Origin of the sequence: Cedecea neteri, assembly GCF_000758325.1 — a bacterium.
Lineage (GTDB): Bacteria > Pseudomonadota > Gammaproteobacteria > Enterobacterales > Enterobacteriaceae > Cedecea > Cedecea neteri_B.
The window spans coordinates 2058736-2077200 of the sequence record NZ_CP009459.1 but is presented as its reverse complement, the minus strand read 5'-3'; the positions used below and the strand labels follow the sequence as shown (position 1 = coordinate 2077200).

Sequence of the window (18465 nt, the reverse complement as noted above, 5' to 3'; positions counted from 1 at the left end):
GGCTCCTTTTGCTGAAAAGGTTGCGCCCCGGCAAAGGCCGGAGCGCAGTTGGGCTTAGCGTTTTGCCCAGCTTGCCGCCTGATGGCCCGCCAGGGTACCAAAGACAATGATATCCGCCACCGCGTTACCGCCGATGCGGTTGCCGCCGTGAATCCCCCCGGCCACTTCACCCGCCGCGAACGCGCCTGGGATAACCTGATGCTGTTTATCCAGCACTTCGGTTTCGGCGTTGATGGTCACGCCGCCCATGGTGTGGTGCACCCCTGGGGCGATGCGGATGGCGTGGAACGGGCCATCTTTAATCGGGTTACGCAGCGCGGTTTTACGGCCAAAATCTTCGTCGTACTGATTTTCCACGAAGCCGTTGTAACGCTCAAGCGTGGCGAGGAAGGTGTGGTAATCCATCCCCAGTTTCTCCGCCAGTTCGCGAGGCCCTTCGGCGCTGACCACAAAGCCTTTGGCGATGTACTCATCCGCCGCTTTGTTTTTGGTGCGAACGTTCTCGTCGAACACGATGTAAGCGTATTTCTCCGGCAGCGCGATAATCTGCGCCGACACTTTATCGCGGGTTTCCATTTCGTTGAAGAAGCGGCTGCCTTTTTGATTCACAAGGATGGCACCGCCGCCGCGAATGGACTCGGAAATCAGGTACGAAGTGGTTTGCTCCACGGTTGGGTGAATCTGAATTTCGCCCATATCCACTGTGCCTGCGCCCAGTTTTTCCAGCAGCGCGATGCCGCCGCCCGTGGCGCCTTTGTGGTTAGTGGTGACAAAGCCTTCCAGATCCGGGCGGTATTTCACCACCATCGAGCTGTTGGCGCTGAAGCCTCCGGTCGCCACGATCACGCTTTTCGCGTGGATGGTCAGCGCTTCGTTTTCATCCGTCAGCAGCGCCACGCCGCTCACCGCGCCCTGGTCAAACAGGATTTCCGTTACTGCAGTCTCCATCAGCACGTCGATACTGCGTTTGTTGATGTTACGCAGCAGGCCGCTGATCAGGTAGCCGCCGACCGCAGATCCGTCGCGTGGGCGGTGGGTACGGTCAATGCTCATCCCGCCGGTGGTGGTGATGTCGTTCAGCATGATGCCGCGATCCGCCAGCCACTCAATGGCCTGCGGGGCGTTTTCCACAAAGCGGTGCAGCAGCTCTGGGTTGTTTTTGTTGTAGCCACCTTTCAGGGTTTCGGCATAGAACAGCTCTTTGCTGTCGAAAATGCCTTTTACGCGCTGGAAGCGGGTTTCCGCCGCGTTCATCCCGGCAGATGCCTTGACGGTGTTCCCGCCGATGGACGGCATTTTCTCAACGATCAGCACGCTGGCACCTTCGTCATGCGCCTGAATCGCCGCCGCCAGACCAGCACCGCCGCTGCCGACCACAACCACGTCGTAGCTCTGCGGGGCGCTAACGCCGCCGCTTTCTTCAAACGCCTGCTGTTTGCTGGATTTCACCATCGCTTTAGAAACGGCTTTTTTCACCGCTTCGCTCTGGGAAGTCGCGCCGGAAATGGCATCCACAAACGGCGAGTTGGCGGTCAGGATGCGGGTACGAATTTCTTCGAAGTTAGTGGTGAATTCCACGTCGTCCTGCGGGCCAGCAGCCAGCGCGATATCGGCGATCCGGTCGCTATCGAGGCTGACGTTAATCACCAGTTGGTTGACGTCGTCGCTGACGGTTTCTTCGAAGATCCCCGGTTTAAATTTAGAGGCACCGCCCATGCTCATGTCGCGGATCATCGCCTCGACCAGTGAGAAGCGCCACAGCGGCTCAGGGATGGTCAGTTCTTCGCGTTTGGTGCTGTCGATAAACAGATCCAGCACTTCGCCGTTGGCAATGCGGGCCGTCCAGTCCGGGTAGGCGATGCAGGCACGGCCTACGGCTACCAGGTCATACCCGTGCTCCAGTGCAGTTTCCACGTCGGAAGCATTCACGATGCCACCCACGCCCATCACCGGGATCTGCGCCAGCACGTCGGAACGCATTGCACAGTATTTGTTGATCAGCGGCGTCGGGTCGGTAGTGTCGTTAATGGACGGACGCAGCGAGTAGCCCAGGGAGAAATGCAGGTAATCCAGACCGCGCGCGGCCAGTTTTTCCAGCAGGTACATGGTGTCGTCGAAACGAATCCCAGGGACCTCAAGCTCTTCCGGGGAGAAACGGTAGCCGATGATGAAGGCGTCGTCGGCATACTGGCGCACCATCTGATGAGTGATATCCAGCACGGCAAGCGGGAACTTAGCGCGGTTGTCGCGGCTGCCGCCCCATTCGTCGTCACGCTGGTTTGAGTTCGGGGAGTAGAACTGTTGAATCAGATAGGTGTTCGCGCCGTGGATTTCCACGCCGTCGAAACCAGCCTGAATGGCGCGGCGAACGGCCTCACCAAATTTAGTCACCATGCCCGCCACTTCTTCCGTGGTCAGGGCACGCGGCGTTGCAGCACCATCACGCGGTGCGGCTAGCGCGCTTGGGCCAACCGGCGTGCGGCCACCGATGAGTTTAGGGTCGACCATGCGGCCGCCGTGGTAAATCTGCAACAGGGCTCTGGAGCCTTCAGCCTTGATCGCGCTGGCGATTTTTGCCAGACCGGCAATTTTTTCGTCGCTGTCTATCCCGATAGCGCCAGGGAAGGCCAGGCCTAAATCGTCAATGAAGCAGCATTCCACCACGATGGTGCCGATGCTCCCGGCGCGGACGCGGTAGTACTCCACCAGCTCTTCAGTCACGGTGCCATCAAAATACCCGGTACAGGTGGTCATCGGTGCCATTAGCAGGCGATTTTTTAACGCCGTACCGTTAGGTAAAGTAAATGGGCTTAACATGTTTTTGTCGGTGCTCATAATGTCGACTCCAAACTTTAAAATTTAAAACTGAGAATTCGGTTGCTGGCACTATTTTCGTTCTGGTTATTGGCCATTTCGCATATCAACAATATAAGACTATTTTTAGTTACCAAACTATTTACGTTAGTTTAAAAACTATTGAAGAACCGTAATAACACAATTACCCACAACGTGTTATTAATTAAAATATAAAAGATAACAGCTTATTAAATTAAGATAACATTTCGGTTACCTGGTAGATGCACACCGCGAACACACCCCAGGCCACGCAGCAAGCGGAATCGAGTCAGCAAAAAACATCAAAAATGGCCTGAGCGCTGCTTTTTTAATGATCAAACTGATAACTTTTTGCCGTAAATAACCCTGCTAAAATACGAACTATTATTTTTTACGAAAAGAATCATCAGAATCTGTTTTTTTGATCTCGATCAATTGTCATATACCCCGAAAGCGCAATATATAACTATCCATAAAATTTAATTCACCGCCGCAAAAAAGCGATGAATACTTATTTCCGCAACCGCTAACCAAAAACATTTAATTAATAAAGTAAGTTAAAAAACTAAAGTAAGCGGAAATATAAAACGAATCCTTAACTCCTTATAACGGTGTCATTATGAGTGTAATAACCACCAAACTACCGCCGCTCAAAGAGAGCTCTAAAAAAGCAGGCAGCAACAAACGTTGGCTGATGATGGCCCTGCCCATCATTGTGGCGCTGTTGTTGATGCTGGTTCCGGTTCCGGACGGCCTGCCGCCGTACGCCTGGCACTTCTTCGCTGTCTTCGTCGGCGTTATCGTCGGGCTTATCTTCGAACCTCTGCCGGGCGCAGTTATCGGCCTGACCGGGATCGTCGTCATTTCTCTGTGCAGCCAGTGGCTGCTGTTCAGCCCTGAGCAAATGGCCGACCCGAAATTCAAGCTGGCGGGTGCCTCCTTTAAATGGGCGGTTAGCGGCTTCGGGAACTCCACCGTCTGGCTTATCTTCGGCGCATTTATGTTTGCCGCCGGTTACGATAAAACTCAGTTTGGCCGCCGCCTGGCGCTGATTCTGGTGAAATACCTTGGCCGCCGCAGCCTGACGCTGGGCTACGCCATTGCCTTCGCCGACTTGCTGCTGGCGCCGTTTACCCCGTCCAACACCGCACGCAGCGGCGGGACCATCTATCCGATTATCGCTAACCTGCCGCCGCTGTACGGCTCAAAACCTAACGACCCAAGCTCGCGCAAAATCGGTTCTTACCTGATGTGGGTGGCTATCACCGCAGCCTGTATCACCAGCTCCATGTTCCTCTCTGCGCTTGCCCCTAACCTGCTGGCGCTGGCTTTGGTGAAAAGCATCGTTGGCATCAACATCTCCTGGGGGATGTGGTTCCTTGCGTTCCTGCCGCTTGGCCTGCTGTTACTGCTCACCATGCCGCTGCTGGCTTACTGGCTCTACCCGCCTGAAGTGAAAGTGAACGACGAAGTGCCAAAATGGGCGAGCCGTGAACTGGAAAAACTGGGCAAACTGTCCCGCAACGAAATCCTGCTGCTGGTGTTCGTCTGCTCCGCGCTGGTGATGTGGATCTTCGCGGCAAGCTGGATTGAACCTGCACTTGCGGCATTGCTGGTTATCGTGCTGATGCTGTGGACCGGTGTTCTGAACTGGAACGACATTACCAATAACAAAGCGGCGTGGAACACCTTCGTCTGGTTCGCCACCCTGGTTGCCCTGGCAGATGGCCTGTCTTCTACCGGCTTCATCTCCTGGCTGGGTAAAGAAGGCGGCGCGTTGATGACAGGTATCGCCCCGGGCACCGCGACCATTGTCCTGCTGCTGGCGTTCTACCTGCTGCACTACCTGTTTGCGAGCACCACCGCGCACACCACCGCGCTGCTGCCGGCGATGCTGACCATCGCCTCCACCATTCCGGGCATGAATATGGAAGTGTTCTGTCTGCTGATGGTGACCTCGCTGGGTATCATGGGCATCATCACCCCATACGGCACCGGCCCTAGCCCTATCTACTACGGTAGCGGCTATCTGCCAACCAAAGACTACTGGCGCCTGGGTACCATCTTCGGTGGCCTGTTCCTGGCCGCGCTGCTGGTGATTGGTTATCCGTGGATGTCCCTGATGTTCTGATTTAAAGCCGCTGGAGGGTAACCTCCGGCGGTTTATTTTTATGGAGTAACGAGCTATGTCGAACAAACCTTTTGTTTACCAAAATCCCTTCCCACTGGCGCATGACGACACCGAATACTACCTGTTAACCCGCGACCACGTTTCCGTCAGCGAATTTGAAGGCCAGTCCATTCTTAAAGTTGAGCCACAGGCGCTAACCCTGCTCGCTCAGCAGGCGTTTCACGATGCGGCGTTTATGCTACGCCCGGCACACCAGCAGCAGGTGGCGGATATCCTGAGCGATCCGGAAGCCAGCGAGAACGATAAGTACGTCGCACTGCAGTTCCTGCGTAACTCTGAAATCTCGGCCAAAGGCATTCTGCCGACCTGCCAGGATACCGGCACCGCCATCATCATGGGTAAAAAAGGCCAGCGCGTCTGGACCGGCGGTGGCGATGAAGCGGCGCTGTCTCAGGGCGTGTACAACACCTACATCGAAGACAACCTGCGCTACTCCCAGAACGCTCCGCTGGATATGTACAAAGAGGTGAACACCGGCACCAACCTGCCTGCGCAGATTGATCTCTACAGCGTGGACGGCGATGAATACAAATTCCTGTGCGTCGCCAAAGGCGGCGGCTCCGCCAACAAAACCTATCTCTACCAGGAAACTAAAGCGCTGATCACCCCGGCCAAGCTGAAAAATTACCTGGTTGAGAAGATGCGTACCCTGGGCACCGCAGCCTGCCCGCCGTACCACGTCGCGTTTGTGATTGGCGGCACCTCCGCTGAATCTACGCTGAAAACCGTGAAGCTGGCGTCGACACATTATTACGACGGCCTGCCAACCGAAGGCAACGAGCACGGCCAGGCGTTCCGCGACGTACAGCTTGAGCAAGAGCTGCTGGAAGAAGCGCAGAAGCTCGGCCTGGGCGCGCAGTTCGGCGGCAAATACTTCGCCCATGACATCCGCGTCGTTCGCCTGCCGCGCCACGGCGCCTCCTGCCCAATCGGCATGGGCGTTTCCTGCTCCGCCGACCGCAACATCAAGGCGAAAATCAACAAAGACGGCATCTGGATTGAGAAGCTGGAAAGCAATCCGGGCAAATACATCCCGGAAGATCTGCGCCAGGCCGGAGAAGGCGAAGCGGTGAAAGTGAACCTGAACCGCCCGATGAAAGAGATCCTCGCCCAGCTGTCCGACTTCCCGGTGTCCACTCGCCTGTCGCTCAGCGGCACCATCATCGTGGCGCGCGACATCGCCCACGCGAAGCTGAAAGAACGCCTCGATAACGGCGAAGAGCTGCCACAGTACGTGAAAGATCACCCAATCTACTACGCTGGCCCGGCTAAAACCCCAGCAGGTTACGCATCCGGTTCCCTGGGCCCAACCACCGCAGGCCGCATGGACTCCTATGTGGATCAGCTGCAGGCTAACGGCGGCAGCATGATCATGCTGGCGAAAGGTAACCGCAGCAAGCCAGTGACCGACGCCTGCCACAAACACGGCGGGTTCTACCTCGGCAGCATCGGTGGCCCTGCGGCAGTGCTGGCGCAAAACAGCATCAAGAGCCTTGAACTGGTGGAATACCCTGAGCTGGGTATGGAAGCTATCTGGAAAATCGAAGTGGAAGATTTCCCGGCGTTTATCCTGGTAGATGACAAAGGCAACGACTTCTTCCAGCAGATCCAGAACAAGCAGTGCGCGGGCTGTAACAAGCATTGAGTTCAGTGAATACTGATAATAAGGCGGGTACTACGGCGCCCGCTTTTTTTTGCCCCAAAGTTACCCCATACTGAGGCCACATTTCAGCCAACGCCAACGTAAGGATTCCGCATGTTAAGGATAATCAGCTGGCTACTGCTCACGCTGCTTAGCTGCGCGGGCCTTGGCGCCTGGTTTTTACAGCAGCAGTACGAAGACAAATCCGCCGACTTCCGCATTCTTTACCGTGAAATTACGGTCAAGCTGTCCCAGCACGATGCCATCATTCCGCTGCTGCCCGTCAGCCAAAACACCGTTGAGGTGCAGCACATTCTGCCGCAAGTGGTCGAGTGGCGGCGGCATGACAACCCGGAGCCGCGCCTGGCGATTGTGCCGGAAGCCAATGGCCGCTACTGGCTGAACCGCCCTAACCTTTCGCTGCTGATTGATCTCCCAACACTGCTCGACACGCTGGGCGAGAAAAAGACCTTTCAACATCTCAGCATCAGTTGGAATAACACTGTCCTTTGTGAGCAGGGCAATGCCGCCCCGGCTTACTGGCAGTGGGATAAAACCGTGGCCAGCCCGACGCAGCCGTTTTTAGTTTCGGTCAGCGACAGCCCGGCCTGGGCGAAACTGCCCTGGTGGCTGATAGCTTCCCCGGCGCTGTTTTGGGCGCTGGCGATCTACTTGCTGACGCAATATCAGGCCAATAAACGCCGCCGGGACATTGCCGACCTGCGCGTCCGCTACGCCGAACTGACGCGCCTCAATACCATGGGAGAACTGGCGGCCGGCATGGTGCACGAGCTAAACCAGCCGCTGAGTGCCATCATGAGCTATAGCCAGGCGGCGGTACGGCTGATTAAACAGGACAATCCGGCCCAGGTACCAGAACTGCTGGACGCTGCCGTGCTGCAGATAAAGCGCATCGATGCCCTGCTCAGCCAGTTCCGCCAGAAGCTCACCAGTGAAGGCGCCGAGTACCAGCGGGTCAACCTCCCACAGCTCTGGCAGCGCGTGTGCAAACTGCTGGATAACGAACTGCAAAGCAGCAAAATCCGCGTGACCAGCCATTTTGCCGATGACCTGCCGCCGCTGTATGCCCCGCAGCTGTGGGTGGAGCAAATCCTCCATAACATCGCCAGCAACGCGATTCAGGCACAAACTAACGGCGCGGGCTGGATACAGCTGGAGGCAAGTTCGGAAAATAACGGCATCACGCTGACGATAACGGACGGCGGGCCGGGGCTTTCCCCGGAGGCGCTGGAACAGGTCTTTATCCCATTCTTCACTACCCGCGCGCAGGGCGTCGGACTGGGGATGGCGCTCGCCGACACGCTGGTACAGCGGCTGAGCGGCACCCTTGAGGTTAGTAACGCGCCAGAGGGTGGAGCCTGCTTCCGCCTGTGGTTCCCTCTTAAGGAGGAGGAGAAATGATAACACCGTGTATCTGGCTGATTGACGATGACGCCGCCATTCGCGATTCGCTGAGTCTGCTGCTCGCCACCGTCGGCTGGAAAACCCTGGCCTTTGACAGCGCCCAGGCGTTTCAGCAAAACGCCGGTGACTTAAGCCAGCTCGACGGCTGCCTGCTGCTCGATATCCGCATGCCGGGGAAAACCGGGCTGACGCTGCTGGAGGAGTGGACGCAGCAAGGCCTGGCGCTGCCGGTGATTATCATGACCGGGCACGGCAACATCGATTTATGCCGCCGCGCGTTTAAAAACGGGGCCTTTGAGTTCCTGACCAAGCCGGTTGATGCCGATCTGCTGTTCGAGGTTGTCGGCGCGGCAATGGAACAACAGAAAGCGAAGATTGAAGCCCGGCAGCAGTGGCAGCCGCTGCAGGAAAAACTGGCCACGCTCACCACACGGGAAAAAGAGATGCTGGAACAACTTATTCAGGGCTATTCCAGCAAGGAGATCGCGCAGCTTTGTTCGCTGTCGCCGCGCACCGTGGAGGCTCACCGCGCTAATATATTTTCCAAACTGGAAGTCAATTCGCTGCCTAAACTGCTCAAAACCTACAGCGACATCGCCAAAGAGACTAAGTAAAACTACCTGGAAAGTTAGGTGTTCGCGCCAATTTCCCGCTATCTCCGCGTTGCATAGTATTGCCCCATAGCCAACAACTCTGGAGCAACATCATGAAACGTCTTCTGTTAAGCGCCCTGCTGCTGGGCGGTATCGTCTCCACGGCCAGCGCCGCCACCGGCGTGCTGAGCCAGAAAAACATCTCCCTCGACCTCGCCGATAAGCTGGCGCAAAGCGTCATTCAGGCCTGTGCCAAAGACAACTACAACGTGGCAGTCACCGTGGTCGATCGTTCAGGCACCCCGCTGGTGATGAAGCGCATGGACAACGCCGGGCCGCACACCGTGGAAGCCAGCCGCATGAAGGCCTTCACCTCGCTGACCACCAAAAACCCAACCGACAATGTGATGAAGGGCTCTCAGTCCAATGCGGGCGCGGCCAACCTGCGTGATATTCCAGGCTTCTTGCTGCTGGCGGGCGGCGTGCCGGTGAAGTCCGGTGAACAGGTGATTGGCGCGGTCGGCGTCGGCGGCGCACCGGGCGGCCATCTGGATCAGGCCTGTGCCCAGGCAGGCTTAAACAACATTGAAAAAGAACTGAACGCGGGATAACACCACAAGGAGCAGGACATGCATTACAAGAAAAGCTTACTGACGCTGGCGCTTATGCTGAGCGCGGGACATGCAGCCGCAGCCACCAGCGATGAAGGCTACTACGCTTCGGCGAAATACGTCCACAGCGAGCAGCATGCCAGTGACCAGGACACCAGCAGCCGTCCCGGCGTCGGCCAGTTTGTTGGCGGTAAAGAGAAAGACAGACTCGGCGGCGCTTCGCTGGCGGCGGGCTACCAGTATGGCAACGGCTGGCGCACCGAAGGGGAATATACCTTCCGCCAGAAAACTGAATTTACCAGCGGCTCAACCGCCTTCCCGACCAGCCTGAACCACCTGAAGCTGAACACCGAGCGGCTGATGCTGAACGTCTATCGCGATTACGATCTGGGCTATGGGGTATCGCTATTTGGCACCGCTGGCCTGGGTATTGCGAAAGTGAAAGCCGGCGGCTGGCAGGGCAATGCCGCTCGCGAATACGCCAACAGCACGCAAAACAATCTCGCTTATTCGCTGGGCGCGGGCGTCAGCTACTCGCCAATCGACCGCCTGAGCTTCGACGTGGGCTATCGCTACGTGGATATGGGGAAAGTGGAAAGCGGCTATAACACCTTCGGGAACGTGCGTGGCCTGAAGGACGAGCAGATGAAGGCTCGTCTGGCCTCCAGCGAGTTCACGATTGGTACTCGCTACCTGTTCTAACCACTAAGGCGGCCATCGGGCCGCCTTTTTACTAGGTTAGTGATGCAGCATCTCGTCGACAACCTGCGCTTTGGTCATGTTGTACGGGTAATAGGTCGGCCAGTTATCCATCTCTTTCAGCAAAGCATCTTGTGATTCACTTCCCATAAAAATATGGAAATGCTGCGACTGGCGCGGGGCGATGATGTGGTCGCTAAACTGCACGAATTTTGGTGCTTTGGACTGCGTGTCTTTGCACTCAAACAGGTAGCGAACGCCCTTCTTTCCCGAGGTGTAGGTCAGGATTTTGTGCCCGGCATAGTCGTAATGACAGCTTTGAACATCTTTGCCAACGTGAAACTCGATGACGTTATTCTCAATCCCAATCATCTCCACGTTTGTCGCATAGCCCTTTTGATAATACGCGCGATACTCCGCCAGGCTTTTGCCGCTTTTTTTGGCTTTTTTCTCCAACACCGGATCGAGGTCGCCGCTGAGCAGCAGAGGATTGACCGACTGCCAGATCCCGTCCCAGTCGGACAGCGCGCGGTCTTTCACGTTAACGTCGTCAAAGATCCCTTCGCTCGCCTTTTGTTCCACTTCCGTGAGCGGTTTGCCGTGATGGTGGCCGTGCGCCAGCGCCTGATGGCTCGCCAGCAACACGCCCATGCCCAGAATAAACGCCGATTTTTTCATGATCATACTGTTCCCCTGTGTATTCCTTACACGAAAACAAGAACGTTATAACATAACAAATGTCAATTCAATAGAATAATGCCACCGGGTCAGTCAAGGCCGCTGGAACGCATTCGCTCAATATCACGCAGCGGCGGGGAGCCGAATTCACGCTTGTACTCCCGATTAAACTGCGAGGTGCTTTCATAGCCCACCTGAAAAGCAGCGGTGGTTGCATCCTGGTGCTCAGCCAGCATGAGACGCTGCGCTTCGTATAAACGCAGGCGTTTTTGATATTGCAGCGGGCTGAAGGAGGTAACCTTTCGAAAATGCCGGTGGAAGGTGGACACCGACATATGGGCACAGTCGGCCAGCCACTCGATTTTCAGCGGCTCAAGATAGTTGCCACGTAGCCAGTGCACGGCCTGCGCAATGCGCTGACTGTGGCTGCCCTCCGTTGCAAGCGCTCTCAAGTACGCGCCCAGAGGACCAGCAAGCAGATAAAAATGCATTTCACGGATAAACAAAGGCGCCAGAAAAGGAATATGACCAGGGCGTTCCAGTAACTGAAGCAGCCGCAGCAAAGCATCGACAAGTTCCGGTGTGCAAGGCGTAATGCAGATACCTTTGTGGTTGTCGCTTTCAGATACACCGCCAACCTCAAGCTCGACGGCAAGTTCGGTAATCAGCGAGAGATTAAGTTCTAAATTCACGCACAGAAAAGGTTCATCGGCGTCAGTTTTGATATCGCTCAACAGGCAGGGAGTGTCCACCCCCGCCACCATAAACTGGCCGACGCCATATTCCAGTTGCTGGCTACCGATAACCGTCTTTCGTTGCCCCTGAACGATAAATTCGATCATCGGTTGGTAGATGCAGCTTTCATCCCGCACCGGTCTGTCACGACGGATAAGCCCCAGACCGTCGATTACCGTCGCGGTTTTCTGCGTGTCCGGCAGAAGGTAAAGCAGCCTCTCTCTTAACTCGGCATAACGCTGTTCCATATCTTCCCCTGGTGAAACCCTCCCGTCACATTTTAAGACAATGCAAGTATTAGGCAATGATGAGATAGCATTCAGCATTACATACCTCCGTCCCAGGACTACTATGAGCCTCAGCAAAGCCCCGGTAAATGAGCGATGAAGCATTATCGACTTTAGTACCGAGGGGCCTTAATCTGCGCAACGTTGGGATTTAACGACCCATCACCTGTTAGTTGCGTGCCATTTTTGTGAAATAAAGGGCTGAGTGATGAAACCACAAATTGTCGTCCATATGGAATCCACCGTCGATGGTCGTCTGGATACCACCCGCTATAGCAAACCGTTTAACGGGAAGTCGGCGGAAGAAGTGCTGGATATCTATTTCAAAGTGGCTGAACAGGTCGGCGGCGAGGCCACTATTCTCGGCCGAGTAACGCTGCAGGAGTTTCTGTCTCTTGAGACGTTCGAACACGCCGGCGAAGCGCCAACCAAAGCCGCAAAAACGTTTAATGCCCCGCGTAGCGGGAAGCGAATTTTCATCGTCACCGACCCCAGCGGAAAGGTGAAATACCAGCCCAGCAGCGAGTATGACTTTATTGCCATACTGGGTGAAAAGGTGTCTGACCGCTACCTCACCCACCTGCGCGAATGCAACGTGTCTTATCTCTTTAGTGGTGCCGAAGGCCAGGATATTGCCGGGGCGATGGAGATTTTAGGCCGTGATTTTGGTTTCAAAAAACTGCGCCTTGAAGGTGGCGGCACTATCAATGGAACCTTCCTGAAAGCGGGCCTGCTCGATGCTCTGAGCCTGCTGATTTACCCCGGCGTAGACGGGCTTTCCGGCATGCCGTCCATCTTTGAGTTCCACGGCAAACCGGGCGATCTACCGGCTGCGGGGCAGGCGCTTGAGCTGTTGTCCGTTGAGAAACTTGAAGAAGGTATGGTCTGGTTAAACTATAAATTCCACAAAATTTAATCGCTTAACTCACGAGTTAAATAGCAAAGAGATAGCGGCTCAGCGGGCGCTATCTCTGTTTTTATCTCAGCAAAATATCGTTTATTTAAGGAAAGCAAACCCACTCACGGAGAGGACTGGAAAGGCACACCCAGCGCCCAGCGGCTTTCCCAGTGGGCAACATACTGCCTGGCGATATCTGGCATATTGCTTAGTACCACCACGTTTTCACTGTTCTCCGTTTCGGCGGAAGGCGCGAAGTTGAACGAGCCGGTTTCCACGGTTCGCTCATCCACAACGATCGTTTTATCATGCTGAATGTGATAGTGCCCATCGATGCGAAGCTGAATACCGTTCGCCGCCGCAACGTTCATGGCTTTCAGGCTCGCTTTATTCTGATTACGCTTTTTATCCACCACCACGCGAACGTCAACGCCACGTTTTTTCGCGTCCACCAGCGCCTGAACAATATCGGGCGCCTGGAACGAATAACCTATCATGCGGATAGATTTCTGCGCCCCGGCGAGCGTCTGCAGCACCAGCGCTCTGGCCGAACCTTCCGGGGAAAAGCCTACCTGAACGTTTGGTGTGGCCATGGCGGAAGCTGGCAGGCTAAGCGCAGCAATGAAAAAAACAGACAGAATACCTGATTTCATGATGTTTAAAGACTTTTGCCGAGAATATAAATGGTGCTGGTTTGGGTGGCGCTGGAAAACGTTTCGCTGGTTAAATGGCGCATGCCCTGGGCCTCATAAAAGCGCCGTGCACCCTCGTTCCCCTCCAGTACTTCAAGCCAGAAGTAATTGTGCCCTCTCTGCTGCGCCAGCTGGATCATTTCGTCGAAAATCATCCGCCCGTAGTTTTTGCCTGTCTCACCGGGCGCCAGATAGAGTTTGTTCAGCAAAGCGCCTGAAAACGACTGCTCCGGCACCGGGCGGTTCCAGCTAATTTTGGCAAACCCCACGGGCTTTTCAGCCTCAGCAATAAACCAGCTAACCGTCGGATCGGCCAGGCTTTCCGTGAGCGTATCCTGAGCGTATTCCTGCTCAATAAAAGCCTGAAGTTCTTCACTGGAAACCCAATGCCGCTCAAAGTGATAGCGATAGCTTGTGCTCCCCAGCGCCGTTAAAAGTGGCACATCTTCCGGCGTTGCTCTACGTATTTTCAAACTCATGGCATTCACTCACGACGAAGGTTTCAGGCAAATGATAACAGTGTGGAGAAGCATATTGCGCTTTCAGTTTAGAAAATACAGCTTTATTTTCTTTAATACTTCGAGAAGCAAGAGGCACGTCAAACACACTGACAAAAATCAAATAAAACCAATAAAATCAATACCATCAATAAAAAATCAGCATAACGCAGTTAATTAAATAATAAACAAACATCTTTTTCATAACAATTTAAAACGCGCCAAAAACCACATGATTGAAATAAAAAATCAAGACATAAAATCTATAAAGATAATATTTTACATATTATCATTCATCTGTTGATGGTCGATTTACTTTGTCATAAATCTGAACAGAAAAGTGAGACGGCCTGACATAAACCGCCGCGATAATCCCCACTCTCAGCCCTGGTTTACGCAGGGCTTAGCCTCACAGACTTTTATTACTGCGCAAAGTTCATTGTACATACCGTTACACAGCAACGCTCATCATCGAGGTGAAGGCTGGTATATAGTGCAGCGGTACACAGGGACGATTTGTTGTGTTGAGACAAAATAACAAATTTTAAACAAATGGTTGTCATGTAGCCTTACATTAATAATGAAGATCAAAAATACTCTCTGCCTACATATCCTGATGGCGCTGCTTGCCGTTCTGGTCTTATGCGTTCCGGCCCTGGTGACGGGCTTGTCCACGCCGCTAACATTCCAGCCGCTGATTAAAAGCATGGACGGCACTGCGAAAGATCAAAAAGAGAAAATCGCGACAATTTCCCATGCTTTACAAGGTAATGCGTTATTTTTCCTCGGAGCTTCTGAAGTGTCGACCTCCGAAGATGAACATTACGCTGTATATAATTACTTTAATAAGCAATTACACCAGCCGGTGGTGGCTTACGGGGATAGTTATGTCGATAACATCACACAATTCCTGCTGCTGTCACGTTTTAAAAACGATATAAATGCCAACAGTAAAATTGTTCTGCTGTTTGCCCCGGACAGTTTTTATTTTGACACTATTCCTCCGGCTATTTTTGCCGATCATTTCCCGGCAGCTATTTTCAACCCGCTGATGGCGGATGAAAAAGCCCGACCTTTCCTTGTCAATTACTTACACCATATTGATGAAGAGGACATCAGCCATTTAACCCTGGGCGAAATGAAAATATATGGCTGGCATCCAAATGTTATTTGGCAGTCCATTAATTATGAGTTTGCTAACTTCTGCACTCTGATAAAAAACCACTGGCTGGCGTGGCTACACATTGTGCCCGAACCGCACCGTTCGTGGCCCGCTCCCGCTGAAAAGTACGCCGCGCCGGACTGGAACGAACAGCTGACCCATGCTCGCGTATTGAACCAGGTCCGTCAGCAAAGCGCCGCCACCTTGTGGATGGACAAAAGCGTTTATGAAGACGGAAAAACGGCGGAAGAGTGGTATGAAACGCCGGCGGTAAACCGCCAGATGGAAGCCTTCAAAGCCACCATCGATCTGCTCAAATCTCGCCATGCCCAGTTCGTGGTGATCGTCGACCCGCTTAACCCGTGGGCGCTGAAAAACACGCAGAAATTCCAGCCCGTTGACCGCCAGATCAGGGCGTATCTCGAGCAAAACCAGGTGCGCTATTTCGATATGTACGCTCAGCCTTACCAGAACGGCTGGAACTGGGATCGCCTGCATCCCACCGAGCTGGCGTGGGTTGCCATGGATCGTTTTATTGCCGAGAGCTTTACACGATGAAAACTGCCGTTCGCCTGTTTGTGCTTTACCTGTTGTTGGCCATCACGGTGATCGCCTGGTCTTCCGTGGACGACAGCATGAGTATCAAAGTGCATTTTGAATATCAAAAATTCTGAAGGATGAATGATGTATAGCTCCGGGGCATTTTTTTTCTTTCTGTTTTCATCGGCACTGCTGTTTGCGCTGGTTAACCGCGTATTGCATTACCGGCTGACTTATTTGGCGGCATTCTCCGTTCTCGCGGCACTGGCCTGGGGATATATTTTCCAGGGCGATTACCTGGTTCCGGTGGCGGTATTCTTTTCGTTTTATCTTCTCGTCACCCTGAAAGAAAAAGGCTGGTTAAAAACCTGGCAAGCGGTCACCCTCACGCTACTGCCACTATTGCTGGTGAAGCTACACCTGAATAATCATTGGGGCATGATTGGTTTGTCGTTCATGACCTTCCGCGCCATTGACGTGCTGCTTTACCGCAGCAAAAAAGATGGCCAGAACTTTTTGCATTATTTCTGCTATCTGTTTATGCCGTTTATTATTCTCGCGGGCCCGATGTACCGCTGGAGAACCTGGATCGGCGATATTAATAAGCCGGTATTCAGGCTGACCCGCGAACAGTTTTTACTGGCCGTGGAGCAAATCGTCACCGGCGTCGTGCAGAAGTTTTTGTTTGCGATGCTGATCGACAATCTGGTGATTGAGTCCTGGAGTCACCGGCCGTTCACTCTCACCGTCGGCGTGGTGATGTCTATCGCCTACAGCGCCTATCTCTATTTTGATTTTGCGGGCTACAGCAATATGGCTATCGGCGCCGGACGGCTGTTTGGCCTGAATATTCCGGCCAACTTCAATATGCCGATTCTGGCTAAAAACCCGCAGGACTTCTGGCGCCGCTTCCACATCAGCCTTTCTGAGTGGCTGCGCGACGTGGTCTTTATGCCGATTTACATGAATCTGATGAAGCTCGATTTCTTCCGTCAAAATAAAACCCTGGCACAGAACGTAGGCATCTTTTGCACGCTCTTTTGCATGGGGGCCTGGAACGGGCTTGAACGACACTACGTCATCAGCGGCGCGCTGTTCGGCGCCATTTCCGTTGCCCATAACATGCTGCTTTGGTCAGCCAAACGCAGCCCGGCCTTGAGTAACGGGTTACGCCATCCGGTTATCGCGTTTTTTGGACGAATTCTGACGCTGGCTAGCGCCGCGGTCTCCCTCTACATCTTTAGTGGAATGTCACCTCTATGAACCTTCATCCAGAGCTTCAGGAACTGCAGGATTTTCTGCGTGCGGCATTACTTGACCCCGCGCGTCCAGACCAGTTAGCCATCAGCGGTAGTGATACCGCTCTGACCTGGCAACAGCTTTCCGTCGCCGCAACCAACTGGGCGCAGCGCTACGCGCAGTGCAAACAGCCTGCCGGTACACCGGTGGTTTTATACGGGCACCAGCAGGCCGAATTTGCCGTGGCCATTTACAGCTGCCTGCTGCACAACATCCCGTATATCCCGGTGGACTGCATCTACCCGCAGGAGCGGCTGAAAGAGATCTGCCAGCTTGCCAGCGCCCCTTATTATTACGACGTCGTGGCGAAGCAGTTTGTGGCGACCGGCGAAACCGGCAGCGTACTGGCCGAGCCGGACCTGGCCTACATCATGTTTACCTCAGGCAGCACCGGGAAACCGAAAGGCGTGCAGATTGGCCGCGAGAGCCTGTGGCACTTTATGAAGTGGGTGCGCAATGACTTTGCGCTGCCGGACGTGCCGGTGTTAATGAACCATGCGGTGTTCAGCTTCGACCTGTCCCTGATTCCTTTGCTGGCGAACCTCGCCACCGGCGGGCACATTGTGCTGAACGCTAAGGAAGATATTGCCGCTGAAAACTGGCTCGATCGTCTGAAAGATAACGAGGTTTCGGCCTGGGTTTCTACGCCCTCTTTTGCTTACCAGAAGCTGCTTTCCCCGCAGTTTAGCGCCGAGTATTTACCCGCACTGAGCGTGTTTGTGTTCATCGGCGAAGTGCTGAATAAGGCGCTGGTAAAACAACTGCGCCGCCGTTTCCCACAGGCTAAGATCCTGAACTCCTATGGCCCAACGGAAGCCACCATCGCTACCACGGTGATTGAAATTACCGACGAGATCCTGCACAGCGAAAACGACGTGCTGCCGGTGGGCACCATGATGCCGGAATCCCACATGGAGATTACCTCAGAAGGTGAGCTGATTATCTGGGGGAAAAACGTCATGCGCGGTTATCTTGGCCTGCCGCAGGAAAACGCCGCAAAATTGCTACACCGCGAAAGCGAACAATATCGCGGCTACCGCACCGGCGATCTAGGCTACGAAGACGGGGTGCTGTATTGCCAGGGCCGCAACGACAGCCAGATCAAGCTGAACGGCTACCGGATTGAAATCAACGAGATTGAAAACCGCCTGTTGGCGATGTCCGGCATTAGCGAAGCCGTGGTGCTGCCGCTGATGAAATCCGGCGGCGGCGTGCTGCGCATTGCGGCGTTCTGCGTCACTGGCCTTGCCCCGGAGGCGATCAAGACTTCGCTCGCGAAGGTCATCCCACCTTATATGGTGCCTTCACAAATCATTATTAAAGACGCTTTGCCGCTGAACCCTAACGGCAAAATCGACCGCAAGCTGCTGGATACCCAGGCTCGCACGAATTAATGACCCAGGAAAATAAGATGGAACAAGAAATTCTCGCCCTGTTTGAAAAAGTGTTATCCCGCAAAGTCGGTTTTAACGATGAACTGATCGAGTCCGACATTCTCGACTCTATTCTGGCCGTTGATTTGGTGCTGGAAGTGCAGGATGTGTACGGCTGCATGATCCCGCCGACGGAAGTCGCCACCGTGCTGAAAACCCCGGCGGATCTGGCGCGTTATATTGAAGAGAATCGCTAAACCGACCTGTTCTTTCCCAAACATTCGGGAACAGTTCTGCCCCTCACCCCT

16 protein-coding genes are annotated in these 18465 nt (G+C 54.2%); 11 read left to right on the top strand and 5 right to left on the bottom strand.

Annotated features, from left to right (window positions below):
* Positions 1–54 precede the first annotated feature (54 nt).
* Positions 55–2835 (bottom strand): flavocytochrome c, encoded by a 2781-nt coding sequence (locus LH86_RS09795; RefSeq protein WP_039300737.1) that lies wholly within the window; start codon positions 2833–2835, stop codon positions 55–57.
* Positions 2836–3454: 619 nt separating this feature from the next.
* Between LH86_RS09795 and LH86_RS09790 the strand changes: the two genes are divergently transcribed.
* The 6 genes from LH86_RS09790 (at position 3455) to LH86_RS09765 (ending at position 9999) form a co-directional block, all read left to right on the top strand.
* Entirely contained in the window at positions 3455–4966 is a 1512-nt protein-coding gene (locus tag LH86_RS09790; RefSeq protein ID WP_039300735.1) for a DASS family sodium-coupled anion symporter, read from the top strand.
* Between the two features lie 55 nt (positions 4967–5021).
* Positions 5022–6671, top strand: coding sequence for a class I fumarate hydratase FumA (gene fumA / locus LH86_RS09785; RefSeq protein WP_039300732.1), 1650 nt, complete (start codon positions 5022–5024; stop codon positions 6669–6671).
* 111 nt (positions 6672–6782) lie between these two features.
* Entirely contained in the window at positions 6783–8090 is a 1308-nt protein-coding gene (locus LH86_RS09780; RefSeq protein ID WP_039300730.1) for a sensor histidine kinase, read from the top strand.
* Positions 8090–8707 carry a response regulator transcription factor gene (locus LH86_RS09775; RefSeq protein WP_071842865.1) on the top strand — a complete coding sequence of 206 codons (618 nt, stop codon included), beginning with the start codon at positions 8090–8092 and terminating at the stop codon, positions 8705–8707. Before LH86_RS09780 ends, LH86_RS09775 begins: the two co-directional genes overlap by 1 nt.
* Before the next feature lie 92 nt (positions 8708–8799).
* The gene (locus tag LH86_RS09770; RefSeq protein WP_039300725.1) at positions 8800–9297 is read left to right on the top strand and encodes a GlcG/HbpS family heme-binding protein; all 498 of its coding nucleotides are present in this window, start codon (positions 8800–8802) and stop codon (positions 9295–9297) included.
* An 18-nt stretch (positions 9298–9315) separates the two neighbouring features.
* A complete protein-coding gene (locus LH86_RS09765; RefSeq protein WP_039300722.1) occupies positions 9316–9999 on the top strand; it encodes an outer membrane protein in 684 nt (227 codons plus the stop codon).
* A gap of 36 nt (positions 10000–10035) precedes the next feature.
* On the opposite strand, the gene zinT is transcribed toward LH86_RS09765, so the two are convergent.
* A complete protein-coding gene (zinT, locus tag LH86_RS09760) occupies positions 10036–10680 on the bottom strand; it encodes a metal-binding protein ZinT (protein ID WP_039300719.1) in 645 nt (214 codons plus the stop codon).
* An 83-nt stretch (positions 10681–10763) separates the two neighbouring features.
* Entirely contained in the window at positions 10764–11657 is an 894-nt protein-coding gene (locus tag LH86_RS09755; protein ID WP_039300716.1) for an AraC family transcriptional regulator, read from the bottom strand.
* Between the two features lie 247 nt (positions 11658–11904).
* Here LH86_RS09755 and LH86_RS09750 point away from each other — a divergent pair, with 247 nt between their 5' ends.
* Positions 11905–12612 (top strand): dihydrofolate reductase family protein, encoded by a 708-nt coding sequence (locus tag LH86_RS09750; protein WP_052045566.1) that lies wholly within the window; start codon positions 11905–11907, stop codon positions 12610–12612.
* 104 nt (positions 12613–12716) lie between these two features.
* Here LH86_RS09750 and LH86_RS09745 read toward each other — a convergent pair whose 3' ends face one another.
* Together LH86_RS09745 and LH86_RS09740 are read right to left on the bottom strand one after the other, a co-directional pair.
* Positions 12717–13247: a phospholipase D family protein gene (locus tag LH86_RS09745; protein WP_039300713.1), complete on the bottom strand. Its 531-nt coding sequence runs from the start codon at positions 13245–13247 to the stop codon at positions 12717–12719.
* A gap of 5 nt (positions 13248–13252) precedes the next feature.
* Positions 13253–13765, bottom strand: coding sequence for a GNAT family N-acetyltransferase (locus LH86_RS09740; RefSeq protein WP_039300710.1), 513 nt, complete (start codon positions 13763–13765; stop codon positions 13253–13255).
* A gap of 598 nt (positions 13766–14363) precedes the next feature.
* On the opposite strand from LH86_RS09740, the gene LH86_RS09735 reads away from it, so the two are divergent.
* The 4 genes from LH86_RS09735 to LH86_RS09720 all read left to right on the top strand — a co-directional run bounded on the left by LH86_RS09735 (position 14364) and on the right by LH86_RS09720 (position 18414).
* Positions 14364–15503 carry a D-alanyl-lipoteichoic acid biosynthesis protein DltD gene (locus LH86_RS09735; protein WP_039300707.1) on the top strand — a complete coding sequence of 380 codons (1140 nt, stop codon included), beginning with the start codon at positions 14364–14366 and terminating at the stop codon, positions 15501–15503.
* 126 nt (positions 15504–15629) lie between these two features.
* Positions 15630–16748, top strand: a complete 1119-nt coding sequence (locus LH86_RS09730; protein ID WP_039300703.1) for a cytochrome c552 — start codon at positions 15630–15632, stop codon at positions 16746–16748.
* Entirely contained in the window at positions 16745–18178 is a 1434-nt protein-coding gene (locus LH86_RS09725) for an AMP-binding protein (protein ID WP_039300698.1), read from the top strand. The genes LH86_RS09730 and LH86_RS09725 overlap by 4 nt, the downstream gene beginning before the upstream one ends.
* A 17-nt stretch (positions 18179–18195) precedes the next feature.
* Positions 18196–18414, top strand: a complete 219-nt coding sequence (locus LH86_RS09720; protein WP_008454337.1) for an acyl carrier protein — start codon at positions 18196–18198, stop codon at positions 18412–18414.
* Positions 18415–18465: the final 51 nt, after the last annotated feature.

Coding starts and splice junctions, on each gene's coding strand:
- LH86_RS09780 (WP_039300730.1), top strand. CDS start 6,783: ATGTTAAGGATAATCAGCTGGCTACTGCTCACGCTGCTTAGCTGCGCG.
- LH86_RS09735 (WP_039300707.1), top strand. CDS start 14,364: ATGAAGATCAAAAATACTCTCTGCCTACATATCCTGATGGCGCTGCTT.
- LH86_RS09745 (WP_039300713.1), bottom strand. CDS start 13,247: ATGAAATCAGGTATTCTGTCTGTTTTTTTCATTGCTGCGCTTAGCCTG.
- LH86_RS09770 (WP_039300725.1), top strand. CDS start 8,800: ATGAAACGTCTTCTGTTAAGCGCCCTGCTGCTGGGCGGTATCGTCTCC.
- LH86_RS09750 (WP_052045566.1), top strand. CDS start 11,905: ATGAAACCACAAATTGTCGTCCATATGGAATCCACCGTCGATGGTCGT.
- LH86_RS09795 (WP_039300737.1), bottom strand. CDS start 2,835: ATGAGCACCGACAAAAACATGTTAAGCCCATTTACTTTACCTAACGGT.
- LH86_RS09720 (WP_008454337.1), top strand. CDS start 18,196: ATGGAACAAGAAATTCTCGCCCTGTTTGAAAAAGTGTTATCCCGCAAA.
- LH86_RS09765 (WP_039300722.1), top strand. CDS start 9,316: ATGCATTACAAGAAAAGCTTACTGACGCTGGCGCTTATGCTGAGCGCG.
- LH86_RS09790 (WP_039300735.1), top strand. CDS start 3,455: ATGAGTGTAATAACCACCAAACTACCGCCGCTCAAAGAGAGCTCTAAA.
- LH86_RS09740 (WP_039300710.1), bottom strand. CDS start 13,765: ATGAGTTTGAAAATACGTAGAGCAACGCCGGAAGATGTGCCACTTTTA.
- fumA (WP_039300732.1), top strand. CDS start 5,022: ATGTCGAACAAACCTTTTGTTTACCAAAATCCCTTCCCACTGGCGCAT.
- LH86_RS09730 (WP_039300703.1), top strand. CDS start 15,630: ATGTATAGCTCCGGGGCATTTTTTTTCTTTCTGTTTTCATCGGCACTG.
- zinT (WP_039300719.1), bottom strand. CDS start 10,680: ATGATCATGAAAAAATCGGCGTTTATTCTGGGCATGGGCGTGTTGCTG.
- LH86_RS09755 (WP_039300716.1), bottom strand. CDS start 11,657: ATGGAACAGCGTTATGCCGAGTTAAGAGAGAGGCTGCTTTACCTTCTG.
- LH86_RS09725 (WP_039300698.1), top strand. CDS start 16,745: ATGAACCTTCATCCAGAGCTTCAGGAACTGCAGGATTTTCTGCGTGCG.